Below are 14,563 nucleotides of genomic sequence, written 5' to 3'. Positions count from 1 at the left end.
CCGGACAGAAAATACTCACAAAGTAAAAAAGATATTGTATGTTGACCATTGCTTTGATCAATTCTTGAATTGAACTCGCCCCCTTAATTCTGCGCCTTGAAGCCACTTGGGGTTACTTGCCCTTCTGGCCTAGAAAGGCCACAGGAGTTGCAAGCCAGTCTTTGAAATAAAATTGTTGTGGATTACTGGAAAAATCGACTTTGATGCTTTTTTGGGATGCTTGGAAAGACTATCAGGAATATTATTACTAAGTATGTTGTCAAGCTAACGATGTCTATTTAGCCGCCTAAAAGCATTAATCTTTTTTAATAAATTCACACCAGACGGTTACCTTTCACATTATCGTTTTAATCACTTGACGGTATCGGTCTGAGCTGCAACAGTATAAGAGACAGGCATTGTTTAATTAATAAGAATTGTCTGTGAGTTAACCAAGCATATAAAAAGAGTCGCTGATTGTCACTTCCCTATATAACGAGCGACCGTTTGGTTATTGTGTACTAAGAGCTAAGGATGATACGGCTATGATACCTAAAGACGCGACACTCCGCGTTGTAAGACCAACTGATAATTTGAAACAAATCGCTTTGATGTATAGCAAAGCGTTGGGTTTTGAAATGGTAAAACAATTTGAAGATCATGATGGATTTGATGGTGTAGTACTGAGTCATTCAAATCACCCTTATCATTTGGAATTTACCCAAGAACGTGGCGCCACTGTTGGTAAGGCGCCATCACAAGATCATTTGCTGGTATTTTATATTGCCTGTAGCCGCGAATGGGAGCGGGCATGTCGTGGCATGATTGATGCCGGTTTCGCTGTGGCTGAATCGCATAATCCATACTGGGAGCGAATCGGTAAGACATTTGAAGATGTTGATGGCTATCGGGTCGTGTTGCAAAATAGCGACTGGTCAATATAAAAAATCGCATTGTAACTAAATAAAAGCACAGAACTCTGTGCTTTTTTGCTGTTTGTGGCAGTATTTATGATGCGTAGTAACATCTCAGTTATAAATTTGGCGTTACTGTTCTGAATTTAGGGCAACTTTCAATAAATCGGAAAAAATCTCGCAAGGTTGGTTGTAGAATACCAAGGCATGATGATTTTCACCGATGGCATCCAATAGCCGCTCTTCGGCGAATTTTTTCGCGTTCAGCCGGTCGTCGGTATTAAAGTAAGCTAGTATTGGTGATGCTAAATGTCGGTCAATTTGTTGCAGGTCATAATAGCAATGATTGATGGCCATATTTTCAATGAATATTGTTTTTGCTTGTTTTAAGGTGTGGGTTTGGACGTCATTTGTGTAGACATCAAACAGTATGTCCCACTTTCTGGTCGCGAGTATCCCCATGACGACGTATTCAGGCCTTTCATAGCTCGAAAGTAGCATTTTTTCATAGTCATCTCGGATCTGATTGTTATTCAGGTCTCTACCGTAAAGATCACCTACATCTATATCATTAAAAAAATCAGTATGTTGTGGTAATTCAGTACTACTGACTCGCCATTTTGCCAGTAATGCCAGTGCATAATATTCATTGAAAGGCAGCGATATATCTTGTTTTTGATCTTCTGAGCGTTGTGTTGCGGTGTTTTGCGACTCCATAGCCAAGAGAGGGGAGATTGTGAATATAAACAGTAAGGCGAGTAATCCTTTCATGGGGTACAGTATTCGAATGGCTGTGTAAGAATGAATAGACCAGCTTCTTTGACTGGAGCAGTGGCAGCAAGTGGCTTTGAATATAAATGCGAATAAAGACACGAAAATGTTCCACAGTTACATTTTTTGCAATGGTAAGTCTCACCGCACTCTCAAGTATATGTTTACTTTATTATGGTTAAAGCTGGGGAGTCATTACTATGTTATAAAGGTGAAGTTGTTCAGGTTATATTTGGCTTCTTCTTGTAATATTACTTGTAAGTTATAAAAATAGAATAAATATCATTGTTAGCTGGTTGCTTTTGTTATTAATAATTAATGATTGGCTGAGTAAAACATGATGCTGAAAATTAGGATTGTAGTGTTTACTGGTTGGATGAATGATGCAAGAAATGTTTTTTGAAGCTCTGCTCGCGGTTGCTGCCATTCTTATTGCTATTGGTTTATTTATGGCAACTGTATCGGCATAATAATACCGCTGAATATTCACTTAATATGGGTATCTCACCCATAAACAGACCGTTTTGTTACGAAAGAGGTAACAGTAGGATGGCTTCTACCCCTTTGTTATCAGCTCTGTTACGTAATCGGATGCTACCCTGATGATATTCGGAAATTAAACGAGCGATAAATAAGCCCAGACCTAAGTGTGGTTTGGTTTGTTTATCTTGCGTACGAACGGATACCATTGAGTTGAGCAGTTGATCGGACATGTTTTCTGGCAACGGCGGCCCTTGGTTACTTACCACCAGCCGTGCTTCATTATTGTGTCGTTCCAGACTTACTTCTATCGGGTCTTGGTTTCGGCTGAAGTCTTCTGCATTGGCGATCAGTTTATCCAGCAATTGTGCAAGGTAGTCAGGCGCACCGTTTATTATTATTGCAGAATCAGGTAGCTTCACGTTAAAAGTCTGCTCCGGATATGCCATCTGATAGCCCTGCATACAGCCTGATATCAGCTCATTGAGAGGGAAAGACTCTTTTTCTGCACCCTGCAAGCTCTGCTCGATCCGCGTTGCTTCGGTCATATTTGATAAAATGGTGCTTAAGCGATGAATACCATCATGAGCCCGGGCAATATAACGCTGAGAATCTTCATCTTGATTCTGCATCGATAAGTTCTCAATCGATGAGCGTACTACCGCGACCGGCGTTCTGAGCTCATGAGATAATCGCGACGATAAACTTTCCAGGTAATGATTGTATTGACTCAAACGACTGACCATTGCGGCTAAACTCCGCGATAAATCACCGATTTCGTCAGTTCCGCTGGTTGGCGAGATGGTTTTTGTGATCCGTCCCTGGCTGTCTATTGCTTGTTCTGCTTCATCGCGGAGCAAACGAATACGTGATGAAATATTCGATGCAAATAAGAAGAGAGTAATCGTCCCAATTGCAATGATTGCCAGAATGACATTGAACAGTTTTTCCAGTGCTCGATTACGCAGAGTCTGAATTCCATTGGTGGATTCTTCTGCCACAACCGCTCCCATTACATGATCGCTGAGCCAGATTGGATAAGCAGCCGCTAAGATCATTGCGTTGCTGTCTTCTGATAAACGCCAGTGAGAATAACCTCGGCCTTGCAGTGCCTGAGAGATATGTACCCCTTTCAGGTAGGCAGTATCTTGATGGGAGTCGACAAAATCGACTGGCTCTGAAATCAGAAATTTATAATAAAACGGGTGCAAAAAACGCTCTTCGAGGTGAGACCACCAAGAGTCAGTCTCTTGACCATATTTGATGGATGTCGACCAGACACCGTTTGATTGCTGAATATCGCCGGTTTGTGCTAAAACCCGCTGGTGGCGATCAATGATCCAAATGCGTGAACCGGTGTGCCCCATGCCTTTCAAAATATTGTCAATGTCAGGCGAGGGAATTAAGACTGTGCCGAGGCGATTCAGGTGTGAAGTGTTTGAGGTACCAATGATGGTGTCTATTTCTCGATCACGCTCATTATTAACATCATAAAAAGCGAATCCTAATTTACTGCCAACCAAAGCTAATGGAATGCGTAGTTCTACGTTATAGCCTTGTTCGGTTGTTTGCCAGAAGCCCTGAATATTACTTTCGGTAACCACAGTTGCAGAGGCTATACGGGTTGGATCGGTGTTTGAAGGTTGAGTGTCATTCTGCTTGCTATCAGGCTCTTCCTCTGAAATCTGAAATGCATTTACCCGACCGTCTTGATAAGGAGATATAACATAGCGCTGGAAGTCGCCATCGGATGATGTCATGGCAATAACCAGATGATCATTGCGATCAACCTGCATGGTGTCGGTACGACGCATTACAGGCTGCTGATCTTTTACTGCAAAGACCGCATACAGGTAACCTTGATAATGACCAACCATATGTTTGAAGCTGATACTGTTTGCCGTATAGGGCCGGCGGCTGAATTGGACGTGATCGCGACCATAGACCATCATTTTGTCATCATATTCCACCCATTCGCCGATCTTACCGTCGAGCAGTATCGGGCTATATAACTCGTAGGCATACAAATCACGGCCTTTTTCAACGGATTGCAAGAAACTCGCCTGGCGATTAAATAGTTTGGGGCGTTCATTTAATGCCGTCGCCACCGCTCGGGTAGTGCCGATCAGTGTCTGCTCTTGCCCTTGACGTAACAGCTTCTCCATTTCCCAGACATATTTATAGCCAAGCCAGGGTAAGATCAACAGGAAGCTGGAAATCAAAATGACTTTGGTACGCAGACCAAGACGCAGTTCAAGCATAAGAGTTATGATCCCCAGCGATAGCCCATACCATAAACGGTATGGATGCAGTCAAATGCGGGATCGCTTTGGACAAACTTTTTACGAACACGTTTTACGTGAGAAGTGATTGTGCTGTCATCAACGACGATCTGAGCTTCCTGCATTAAGTCATCACGACTCTTTACGTGTCCGGGTCGTTTGGCAAGGGCGTAGATCAGCCAGAATTCAGTGACCGTCAGTTCGATCTGTTGCTGTTTCCAGAATACCTGCATTTTGTTTTTGTCGATGGTCAGCGAGCCTTGTTCAACTAAGCTTGCTTGCTCTGTCGGGGTTGCCATTAAATCGCTGCGTCGAAAAAGGGCAGCAATACGCGCAATTAGGTGGGGCAGGCTAACGTCTTTCGTCAGGTAGTCATCTGCTCCCATTCGTAAACCGCAGACGGTATCAAAGTCACTGTCACGGGCGGTTAAAAAGATAATCGGTACAGTAGGTGACATCGCCCGTAACGATTGACACAGGGAAAAACCACCATCAATTTCATCTTGCAGGCCAATGTCAATAATAGCGAGGTCGGGCAAGCGTTGCTCAAAAGCGGCGAGCGCCCTCGGGCGATTATCATAGCCTTGGACACTGTATCCATGTTTCTTTAATACATCGATATAGTTTTCACGGATCGCAGTTTCATCTTCGACTATGGCAATTCTTTTCATGGTTTACCTTGTTGTTTTGTCTTTATAACGTGGTTGTTGATATCGCGTTTGCCGTTTTATGTGCTGACTATACAACAAAAAGTTTGCTAAAAAAGCATGGAAAACAGATTGCCTTTTTTCTGCCACATTTGATCGCCACATTGCCATTTTTCATCCCCGGTATTGCCAGAACCGTTTGGTTTAATTACCTCATCGAAACGGGAACGCTTGTGTTAACAAGACCGTTAGTTTAACCACATACCCAGAGTAACTGATGAGGAAAACAAAATGAAAAAGCAGCTTATCTCCACAATGATCGCTACCACTCTGCTTGTTTCAGCCATTGCTCCTAGTGTACAGGCGAGTGAGGCCGATATCGCACAGAACCACGACATTGTGGCTGAGCAGGAACAACTTATTGGTTTAGGCTCGGGAGCCGCGCTGGGCGCACTAGTCGGCGGCCCGGCAGGGGCCATGATTGGTGCGATTATTGGCGGTATTGTCGGCACGACTGTCGGTCAGGAAGAGTTCATTAAGTCACAAGATGAAGAGCTGATCGAGCTGTCTGCGCGTAATACTGAACTTGAACGGGTTAGTCAGAAATTTAACCAGGCGCAAACTGAGATTGCTCATCTGCAGCAAGATCTGCAAGTGCAAAGGGATCAACAACAGGAATTGGACTTAGCGCTTGAGACGAATGTGCACTTTCGCACTGGTTCAGATTTGATTGAACCTCATTTTCAACAGCAGCTTGATGAGTTGGCCGAATTAATGAAGCAAGCACCGGAAGTAAAATGGCAGCTGTCGGGTTACGCAGATCGCCGTGGTGACAGTCAGAAGAACCTGGCCTTATCGATGCGTCGTGTGGATGCCGTGAGTCAATATCTGGCGGCTCGAGGTGTTGAGCGTGACCAGTTTGAAGTAGAAGCCTACGGGGAGTTAGAGCCGGTTAAATCAGAACAAAACTTCGAAAGTGACTTCTTTGACCGTCGTGTCACGTTGCGCAGTGAACAGCCTGAGATGCGTACAGCCCAAATGAAATAACTGCCGTAGGGGTGTTATGTGATGAAAGAAAATAAATCGGGAACACCGCGCTGGGTGCTTCCAGTTGCAATCATCGCGCTGATGACAATGCAGCTATCGCTGAAAACCGACGATGTACGGGCGCAGAAAATTGATACGCTTTATGGCGAATCGCTTGATCTTGTTAATGAAACGGTGAGTGATGGACCCTATTGGCATGAGTTGAACCGATCTGAACAAAACAGCGATGAGCCCTACCGGTATTTTTAATGGTTAATGGATTTAAAAACAGACCATTACCGTTGCACTGTAATGGTAATGAGTTGTGGTTTGTAACGTGGGGGGGAGTGGAGAGGAATGAAAATCGCGCAGGGTGTCGGTTATGACAGCAGAAGTAACAAGCTCGATTTTAACGTAAGCCATACTATTTGCTTGATTAGACAACGGTTATTACATGTATGTCTACTGGATGAGCACCAGATGATGAGAGCGGTACTCAGGTTGTCGATTATCCATTTAAGTCTGGTTTATTGCTGATTTATATTGCTTTGAATTGCCAGTTCCAGGGGATTAGTTAAATACTAATATTGGTATCGGTAAACGAAAACTCGCCTCTGGGCGAGTTTTGCTGTGAGGGCCTCGTTTGAGTGAATCTCTAGATTTGTGTTTTTTACTGCGTGATGACTTCGCGCAAACGGTCCTGAACAACTTCGACCAGTAAATCCGGTTGAAATTTTGAGATGAAGCGGTTACACCCCACTTTTTTCACCATAGCTTCGTTAAAACGACCGCTCAACGAGGTATTTAACGCGATATGAAGATCTTTCATTCGAGGATCATTTCGCACTTCATTGGTGAGCTTATAGCCATCCATTTCCGGCATCTCGGCATCGGTAAACATCATTAAGATTTCCTCATTGATGTTCTTACCTTGATCACACCAGCCTTTCAGCATGTTAAGGGCTTTCAGGCCATTACTGGCTTCGATAACGTCGACGCCAAGTTGAGCCAGAGTTTCTCGGATCTGAGCTCGGGCCGTTGATGAGTCATCGACAATTAAGATTTTACGGCCTTGGAGCTGGCTGACAATCGTGTCGTCGAGTATGTCCTCTGAAATCTGGATATTGTAGTCAATAATTTCAGCTAGCACTTTTTCAACATCAATGATGCTGACGATGCGCTTGACACCTTCGCGTTCAAGGTTGGTGATCGCCGTGAGGTAATTATTTCGGCCAACCTGATCGGGCGGTGGTTGAATATCTTTCCAGGTCATGTTGACAATATTCATAACCTGGCCTACGAGGAAAGCCTGAACTGTGCGGTTATATTCAGTAACGATCATGTTGCAATCGGGAGTTTGCTCAGTGCTTCTCATCCCAATGGCACCGCGCAGATCAATAACAGGAATAGAAATACCACGGATATTGGCGACCCCGCAGATATTGGGATGAGAGCCTGGCAAAGCGTGAAGGTGCGGAAGTTTAACAACTTCTTTTACTTTAAACACATTAATGGCAAATAGCTGTGAAGTATTCAGTTGGAAGATTAAAAGTTCAAGCCGGTTTTCACCAACAAGCTGTGTACGTTGATCAACAGAGTCTAAAATATTGGCCATAACCTGTCCGGAAAATCACTGAATAATTAAAGTTATCATTAAATTATAAAATGACATGGCTGGCAAAGTCACGCCCTATATGCATCTGTTAGACACAGATCTCCCTACAGATGCGAGGGAATTATAAAAGAGTGCTTCTTACCAGTTAAGAATAACCGCCATTTTCGTTCATGTGTAAAAGTGATAGAAATAAAGCTATCAGTGTTTTAAATCAAAGAATTTTGTGCTGCATTTGATACGTTTGGGAGATAATAAAAAATTGATGATTTTTCCCCCAATCATCCTCGCGCAACTGCTATTCGCACAATTGCTGCTATTTGCACAAAGCGAAGTTTGAGAAGCAATGGGTCACTGAAGCCAAAAGATCATTCTCGACCGAATGCCTTTAGCTCGTGGTGATCATAATGATGCATTGCCGAGAAAAACAAAGAGGCAATCAATGATAAATGTCACGATAGATGAACAGGCTTATACCGTCGATGATCAACAGACCCTGCTCGACGTTGCAATGCACTGCAAAATTGAAATTCCGTCACTGTGTGGATTAAACAAAAGTGGTGAAAAAGACCCATGTGGTTTATGCGTAGTCGATGTTGAAGGGCTGGGTATTCAACGGGCATGTGAAATAAGACCCGTTGAAGGTATGACGGTGACAACCGCCTCTGATGAGATTTCGTCGCTTCGTCAACAGGCACTTAATAGAATTTTGTCAGATCACTATGCGGACTGTGAAGCGCCATGCCAGACAGCGTGTCCCGCAGGCGTGGATATTCAGTCATATTTGTACCATATCTCGCAAAATGATCATCAAAAAGCTGTTGAGGTGATCAAGCGAACGCTGCCTATGCCACTGTCGATTGGACGCGTCTGTCCGGCTTTCTGTGAATCAGAGTGCCGTCGAGGGCTGGTGGATGAACCGGTCGCTATCAGACAGCTTAAACGTCATGCCGCCGATATTGATTTGGCAGCACAAGAAAGCTATGTGCCGGAGAAAAAACCAGCTAAAGGCAAATCAATCGCGGTGGTCGGTAGCGGCCCGGGCGGTTTAACCTGTGGTTATTATCTGACCAACGAAGGCTATGACGTTACCGTTTATGAGTCGATGCCAGAAGCGGGTGGCTGGCTCCGTTACGGGATCCCGGAATACCGTTTACCAAAAGCAATTTTAAATAAAGAAATTGAGCTGATATGCCGCAACGGCCTGCAGGTTGAGACCTCTAAAAAGCTCGGTGTCGACTTCACCCTGTCTCAGTTAAGCAAAGAGTTTGATGCTGTCTGCCTCGCGGTGGGCGCATCGAAAGCCGTCGAGATGAATTACCCGGGCAGCGATCTTAATGGTTGCTACCTGGGCGTCGATTATCTTAAAGATTATGTGACCGATCAGCGTTTTATTACCGGTAAAAAAGTGGCCGTTATCGGCGGCGGTAATACTGCCATTGACTGTGCCCGAACAGCTGTTCGTGACGGGGCCGATACAACGTTAATCTATCGACGTACCCGTGATGAAATGCCGGCGGAAGATTATGAAATTGTTGAGGCCGAACATGAAGGGGTGAAATTCCATTTCTTAACCAACCCGGTTGAAAATATTGCAGACGACCAGGGACGTGTTTGCGATATTAAACTGGAAAAAATGGCATTAGGTGAAGCGGATGCGTCTGGTCGTCGCAGACCTGAAGCAACCGGAGAGTTCTTTACCGAAGCTTTCGATACCGTGATAGCGGCGGTATCGCAAAAGCCGGATCTTGATTTCCTTGAAGGTGAAGAGCTTAAGCTGCCGGTGACGCGCTGGCTAACGCAAGAATCGGATCCGAATACCATGCACTCAGGGTTGGAGAATATCTTCAGTATCGGTGATTTCCGCCGAGGTCCGGCGACTGCCATTGAAGCGGTCGCAGACGGGCGTATTGCTGCCGAGGCGATTGATCGTTTTTTTAATGGCGATATGGAACATATTCCGGTTAAGCCGTTCAATTCGCAAAAAGAAAGCAAACTGAAGCAGGTCGATCCCGAACACTTCGCCGGTATTAAAAAAGCCATGCGTGCTGTGATGCCGGAATTAAGTAATACCGATCGTGCATTTAATTTAAGTGAAGTGGAAACCGGGTTTAGCAACGAAGAAGCCATGCGCGAAGCAGCTCGCTGTCTGGAGTGCGGTTGCCAGGCGAATACCGACTGCAAGCTGCGGGACTATGCGACCGAATATAAGGTTGCCGAAACCAATCTCAATCACGAGAGCCGTCAGAAATTCAGTGTTGATGATAGCTCGGAATTTATCGTTTTTGATGCCAATCGCTGCATCAGCTGCGGCCAGTGTGTCAAGGCCTGTAATGAGCAGGGGGTACACGGCGTACTCAACTTCTCATCAAGCGCGCCCGTCAGTGGTGCTGGCGATAGCGAAACGCGTGCCAACCGTCCCGCATGTCGACCGGGCTTTGAAAATGGTTACAGCATGGGCGATTCAAATTGTGTGCAGTGTGGCGCCTGTGTCCAGGTATGTCCGACCGGGGCGCTCGTAGACAGCCGGGATAAGTCGCAAGGCCGAATTGAAATGCTGACTCCCGTCGATACCATTTGTACCTATTGCGGCGTCGGCTGTAAGCTGACCATGTTTGTTGACGAATCTCTGAACCAGATCCGTTATGTGCAAGGTGCAAAAGATTCCCCGGTGAACCAGGGAATGCTCTGTGTTAAAGGTCGTTTCGGATTTGATTTCATTCATAGCAATGAGCGCCTGACTACGCCATTGATCCGCAGAGATGGCAAATTACAAGCTGCAAGTTGGGAAGATGCATTAGCGTTGGTAGCGGATAAGCTTAAGGGGATTAAAACCGAGCACGGTGGCAATGCCTTAGCGGGGTTCTCATCGGCCAAAACGACCAATGAAGATAATTATGCCTTCCAGAAATTTATTCGCCGCGAGCTCGGCACTAATAATGTCGATCACTGTGCGCGGCTTTGTCATGCATCAACAGTGAGCGGGCTTGAGGCATCTATTGGCAGTGGTGCGATGACCAATGATATTCCAAGTATTGCGCACTCTGATGTGGTGTTTATTATTGGCTCTGACACAACCTCTGCCCACCCGATCATTGCTTCACATATCAAGCAAGCCATTCGCCATGGTAAGGCACGCTTAATTGTGGCCGATCCGAAGCGTATTGATATTGCCGAGCATTCAGAGATCTATGTGGCGCATCGTCCGGGCACGGATGTGATGTTGCTGAACGGGATCATGCAGCAAATCATTAAGCATGGCTGGCACGATCAAGTCTATATTGCCGAGCGTGTTGAAGGATTTGATGTACTTAAAGCAGAAGTGATGAGCGAAGAGTACGCACCCGATAAAATCGAGTTGATCACCGGCGTTAAGGCATCTGACGTGATTAAAATGGCGGAAATGATCGGTAAAGCCGAGCGTACTGCAGTTTATTACTCAATGGGTATTACCCAGCATACGACGGGTCACGATAACGTCCGCTCCATTGCTAACCTGCAACTGCTGTGTGGCAACATCGGCATTGAAGGTGGCGGCATTAACCCACTACGTGGCCAGTCAAATGTACAGGGGGCCTGTGATATGGGGGCCTTGCCTGATAACCTCCCGGGTTATCAGAAAGTCTATTTGCCTGATGTTCACGCCAAGTTTGCTGACGCATGGAATAAACCGGATTTGCCGAAAGAATCTGGTCTGACTCTGACTGAAATTATTGATGCGGCATGCCATGATCAGGTCAAAGGCTTATATGTGATGGGTGAAAACCCTGTACTGAGTGATCCTAATCAGGCGCATGTCATTGAAGCACTGGAAAAGCTGGACTTCTTAGTCGTACAGGATATTTTCCTGACAGAAACAGCGCAGTATGCAGATGTGGTGTTACCGTCTTGTTCATTTGCTGAAAAATCAGGTAACTTCACCAATACTGAGCGGCGGGTGCAGCGTATCTCTCCGGCGGTGAATCCACCTGGTGAAGCCAAAGAAGACTGGTGGATCATCCAGAGCATCGCGAATGCAATGGGCAGTGACTGGACCTATCAGTCGGTGCAGGATATTACCGAAGAGATCACTCAGTTGACGCCTCAGTATGCAGGTATTAGCTGGGATCGTGTCGGTAAAGAGGGGGTTCAGTGGCCATGTAATGAGAATGCGCCCGCCGGCACCCGTATCATGCATACCGAGCAATTTACCCGTGGTAAAGGCGAAATGACCGCAATTCCGTTCCGTTATGCTGCAGAATTGCCAGATGAAGAATACCCGTTGATACTGACAACCGGTCGTCTGTTAGAGCAATTCCATACCGGGACCATGACACGCAAAACGAAAGGGTTGGATAACCTGGCCGGGCCGCGAGCCATGATTTCGGTTGCTGATGCTGAGCGGTTAGGTATTCATAACGGCGAAATGCTGAGAGTATCGACGCGTCGCGGAAGCATAGAAACGCCGGCATTCGTGACAAAGAGAATGCAGCAAGGTGTGGTTTTTGTACCATTCCACTTTGTCGAATCGCCAGCTAACCGCCTGACCAGCTCTGCAACAGATCCTTACGCCAAAATTCCGGAATTTAAAGTAGCTGCAGTGAAGATAGAGAAAGTCGAGGAGCTGGCGTCCGTATAAGATTTATTCACCGATCTAACCTATTATGAGTCAATAAACCACCAATAACTTATTGTTATTGGTGGTTTTTTTATGACAGGACCGTGATCCTGATGATTCTTTGGTTTCAATAATGAAATATAAAATTCCATATCTAGTGCTGTTTTCTGGCCAAAATAGGCGCAGAACTATCACTGGATTTTGAATTTAACAGTCAATTTCAGAATAATTAATTACAAAAGTATGTTTGTAAAAACTTCTTACAATTTACCGGTTATTTAACATGACCTTAGCCACTTTGGTAAAATTAAATAACTATCAATGGATTGGGGGGGATCTGGTTTTAAATTAATGGAAAAAAACTCTTTTATTCTGTAACGACCAAATGGCGCTTTGTATGAAAACCGAACAGAAAATGTAAAAATAAGACTGTGGACAAAGATTATTTTTGAAGGGACGCTTTATCCAATAATACTCGTTGAGGCGTTTATGAAATTCGGTCTGATCTTTCTGGTTTCGATAGTGGCAGGTGTTCTTTCTGGTGAACATTTCCATTCATTTATGGTTGGCTTTGGTATCGCAGCTGTTGCTGTCGGTGCTGGTTATTGGCTGGCGTTCCGTTCAACGCGTTATCCGCAACTTGCTGCATTGTTGTTGTTGATGGGAATGATGGCGAAAATGACCGTTACCGTTGTGGGGGTGATGTGGAGCTTAGAAGCGAATCTGATCAACTCCCCATTGGTTTTCTCATTGTCTTATTTGTTCTTTTCTATCGTCGTGACTTACCTGTACTTTAAACTACGTGAGTTCCAGATGAACAGAACATCAAAATCCGCTATGAAAAAGAAGCCATTGGCGGCATAAGCTGCGTAATGGCTGAAGAAAGTAGCTTGTCAGATACTGTTTGTTATTAAAAATGAATTATTAAAAAGGGGCTAAGTTAGCCCCTTTTTCGATCTCGACTGTAATCACAAGAAACGTATTACGCGAATATGTAACGTGGCAAACTTAAATTGTGTGCATCTGACCCATTTGGAAAACGGTCTGTATCTGATTATTCTCATCAAGTAAGGCGATGTTCGCTTTGTAACCGGTTTTTAATCGACCATATTCATTATCAATCTTTAATGCTTTTGCCGGGTATAAACTTGCCATCCGCAATGCTTCTTCGCGGCTAAGGCCGACGTGATCAATCAGGTTTTTCACCCCATCAATCATGGTAATGGCAGATCCGGCTATTGTCCCGTCTTTATAATGGCACTTACCTTCTGTTACATATGCAGTAGTACCAGCCATATTATATTCGGTTAAATCCGTTCCGGCAGGCGCTACAGCATCAGTGACCAAGAATAATTTTTCCCCCAGCACCTGGTGGGCGATACGGACGGAAGCATATGAAGAGTGAATGCCGTCGACAATAATGCCGGCATGGGGTTTTTTATCGAAGATGTAACCCACCGTGCCCGGTTCACGAGAGCCTAAAGGTGTCATGGCATTGTAGAGATGAGTCGCCATTGTTACGCCTTGCTTACTGATCAGCTCATCGTAGCTAGCGTTGGTATGGCCTAATGAAACGGTAATACCTGCTTGTGTGAGAATATCGATAACCGATTGTGGTGTGTTTTCAGGCGCAAGGGTAACGACACGGATCTTATTCGCATTATCAGCAAGGTAATGGGCGGTTGTCTCATCCAGTTGGCGTATGAAACTCTCTTGATGCGCCCCTTTTTTTTCTTTACTAATAAATGGACCTTCGAGGTGCAGGCCTAAGATACCCTGACTGGCCGGATCGTCGATATCTGCGATCAAGTCAATCACCTGTTTCATCAACGGAGCCTGACTGGTAATAAAAGTCGGCAGATACTGCGTTGTACCATTTTTGAGGTTGGTGGCATTCATGACATCGAGGGTATTTTTCCTAATATCGGTATTGAGTAATACACCTCCACAGCCGTTTAATTGAATATCAATAAAACCGGATGTTGCAAGTAACCCATTGGCATTGAAGGTCTTCTCAGGAAGGTACGCTGCAGACATCGGTACGATAGCCTGAATAGTATCTTGCTCAATGATCATTGCTTGGTCATAAAGAACGCTGCGACCATCAAAAACGTTAACATGAGTAATTGCAAACATAAGCATCTCAATTATTAAGCGTGTTTATAATTATAGATGGGGGTAGCGTCGGTTTTATCACAACCGCATTCCCAACCAATGGTGATGAAAAGATATGATTGTCTATCTTATTTCTCATT

At 44.9% G+C, this 14,563-nt stretch carries 10 protein-coding genes; 5 read left to right on the top strand and 5 right to left on the bottom strand.

Annotated elements, in window-relative coordinates; genetic code table 11:
* The first annotated feature begins 524 nt into the window (after positions 1 to 524).
* A complete protein-coding gene (locus R3289_RS07145; RefSeq protein WP_318924827.1) occupies positions 525 to 923 on the top strand; it encodes a VOC family protein in 399 nt (132 codons plus the stop codon).
* A gap of 102 nt (positions 924 to 1,025) precedes the next feature.
* Here R3289_RS07145 and R3289_RS07140 read toward each other — a convergent pair whose 3' ends face one another.
* The 3 genes from R3289_RS07140 to pdsR form a co-directional block, all read right to left on the bottom strand.
* Positions 1,026 to 1,664, bottom strand: coding sequence for a hypothetical protein (locus R3289_RS07140; protein WP_318924825.1), 639 nt, complete (start codon positions 1,662 to 1,664; stop codon positions 1,026 to 1,028).
* Positions 1,665 to 2,191: 527 nt separating this feature from the next.
* Positions 2,192 to 4,405, bottom strand: a complete 2,214-nt coding sequence (gene pdsS, locus R3289_RS07135; protein ID WP_318924824.1) for a proteobacterial dedicated sortase system histidine kinase — start codon at positions 4,403 to 4,405, stop codon at positions 2,192 to 2,194.
* Between the two features lie 5 nt (positions 4,406 to 4,410).
* Complete coding sequence (gene pdsR / locus R3289_RS07130; protein ID WP_318924823.1) at positions 4,411 to 5,097, bottom strand: proteobacterial dedicated sortase system response regulator; 687 nt, start codon at positions 5,095 to 5,097, stop codon at positions 4,411 to 4,413.
* A 267-nt stretch (positions 5,098 to 5,364) separates the two neighbouring features.
* On the opposite strand from pdsR, the gene pdsO reads away from it, so the two are divergent.
* Positions 5,365 to 6,120, top strand: a complete 756-nt coding sequence (gene pdsO, locus R3289_RS07125; protein ID WP_318924822.1) for a sortase-associated OmpA-like protein PdsO — start codon at positions 5,365 to 5,367, stop codon at positions 6,118 to 6,120.
* 21 nt (positions 6,121 to 6,141) lie between these two features.
* A complete protein-coding gene (locus R3289_RS07120; protein ID WP_318924821.1) occupies positions 6,142 to 6,369 on the top strand; it encodes a hypothetical protein in 228 nt (75 codons plus the stop codon).
* A 400-nt stretch (positions 6,370 to 6,769) separates the two neighbouring features.
* Here the strand turns inward: R3289_RS07120 and R3289_RS07115 are convergent, their stop codons facing one another.
* A complete protein-coding gene (locus R3289_RS07115) occupies positions 6,770 to 7,714 on the bottom strand; it encodes a chemotaxis protein CheV (protein WP_318924820.1) in 945 nt (314 codons plus the stop codon).
* 439 nt (positions 7,715 to 8,153) lie between these two features.
* Here R3289_RS07115 and fdhF point away from each other — a divergent pair, with 439 nt between their 5' ends.
* Together fdhF and R3289_RS07105 are read left to right on the top strand one after the other, a co-directional pair.
* Positions 8,154 to 12,329, top strand: coding sequence for a formate dehydrogenase subunit alpha (gene fdhF / locus R3289_RS07110; RefSeq protein ID WP_318924819.1), 4,176 nt, complete (start codon positions 8,154 to 8,156; stop codon positions 12,327 to 12,329).
* A 468-nt stretch (positions 12,330 to 12,797) separates the two neighbouring features.
* The gene (locus R3289_RS07105; RefSeq protein WP_318924818.1) at positions 12,798 to 13,172 is read left to right on the top strand and encodes an NADH:ubiquinone oxidoreductase; all 375 of its coding nucleotides are present in this window, start codon (positions 12,798 to 12,800) and stop codon (positions 13,170 to 13,172) included.
* Positions 13,173 to 13,316: 144 nt separating this feature from the next.
* Here the strand turns inward: R3289_RS07105 and nagA are convergent, their stop codons facing one another.
* The gene (nagA, locus tag R3289_RS07100; RefSeq protein ID WP_318924817.1) at positions 13,317 to 14,444 is read right to left on the bottom strand and encodes an N-acetylglucosamine-6-phosphate deacetylase; all 1,128 of its coding nucleotides are present in this window, start codon (positions 14,442 to 14,444) and stop codon (positions 13,317 to 13,319) included.
* Positions 14,445 to 14,563 lie beyond the last annotated feature (119 nt).

Origin of the sequence: Photobacterium sp. (assembly GCF_033720175.1) — a bacterium.
Taxonomy (GTDB): Bacteria; Pseudomonadota; Gammaproteobacteria; order Enterobacterales; family Vibrionaceae; genus Photobacterium.
Note: the sequence above shows the minus strand (reverse complement) of the source record. Positions and strands in the feature narration are given on the sequence as shown.

What these genes read in the sequence shown, in the direction of transcription:
- R3289_RS07115 (WP_318924820.1), bottom strand. Translation starts at nt 7,714, where the DNA reads ATGGCCAATATTTTAGACTCTGTTGATCAACGTACACAGCTTGTTGGT.
- R3289_RS07140 (WP_318924825.1), bottom strand. Translation starts at nt 1,664, where the DNA reads ATGAAAGGATTACTCGCCTTACTGTTTATATTCACAATCTCCCCTCTC.
- pdsR (WP_318924823.1), bottom strand. Translation starts at nt 5,097, where the DNA reads ATGAAAAGAATTGCCATAGTCGAAGATGAAACTGCGATCCGTGAAAAC.
- pdsS (WP_318924824.1), bottom strand. Translation starts at nt 4,405, where the DNA reads ATGCTTGAACTGCGTCTTGGTCTGCGTACCAAAGTCATTTTGATTTCC.
- R3289_RS07105 (WP_318924818.1), top strand. Translation starts at nt 12,798, where the DNA reads ATGAAATTCGGTCTGATCTTTCTGGTTTCGATAGTGGCAGGTGTTCTT.
- R3289_RS07145 (WP_318924827.1), top strand. Translation starts at nt 525, where the DNA reads ATGATACCTAAAGACGCGACACTCCGCGTTGTAAGACCAACTGATAAT.
- fdhF (WP_318924819.1), top strand. Translation starts at nt 8,154, where the DNA reads ATGATAAATGTCACGATAGATGAACAGGCTTATACCGTCGATGATCAA.
- R3289_RS07120 (WP_318924821.1), top strand. Translation starts at nt 6,142, where the DNA reads ATGAAAGAAAATAAATCGGGAACACCGCGCTGGGTGCTTCCAGTTGCA.
- nagA (WP_318924817.1), bottom strand. Translation starts at nt 14,444, where the DNA reads ATGTTTGCAATTACTCATGTTAACGTTTTTGATGGTCGCAGCGTTCTT.
- pdsO (WP_318924822.1), top strand. Translation starts at nt 5,365, where the DNA reads ATGAAAAAGCAGCTTATCTCCACAATGATCGCTACCACTCTGCTTGTT.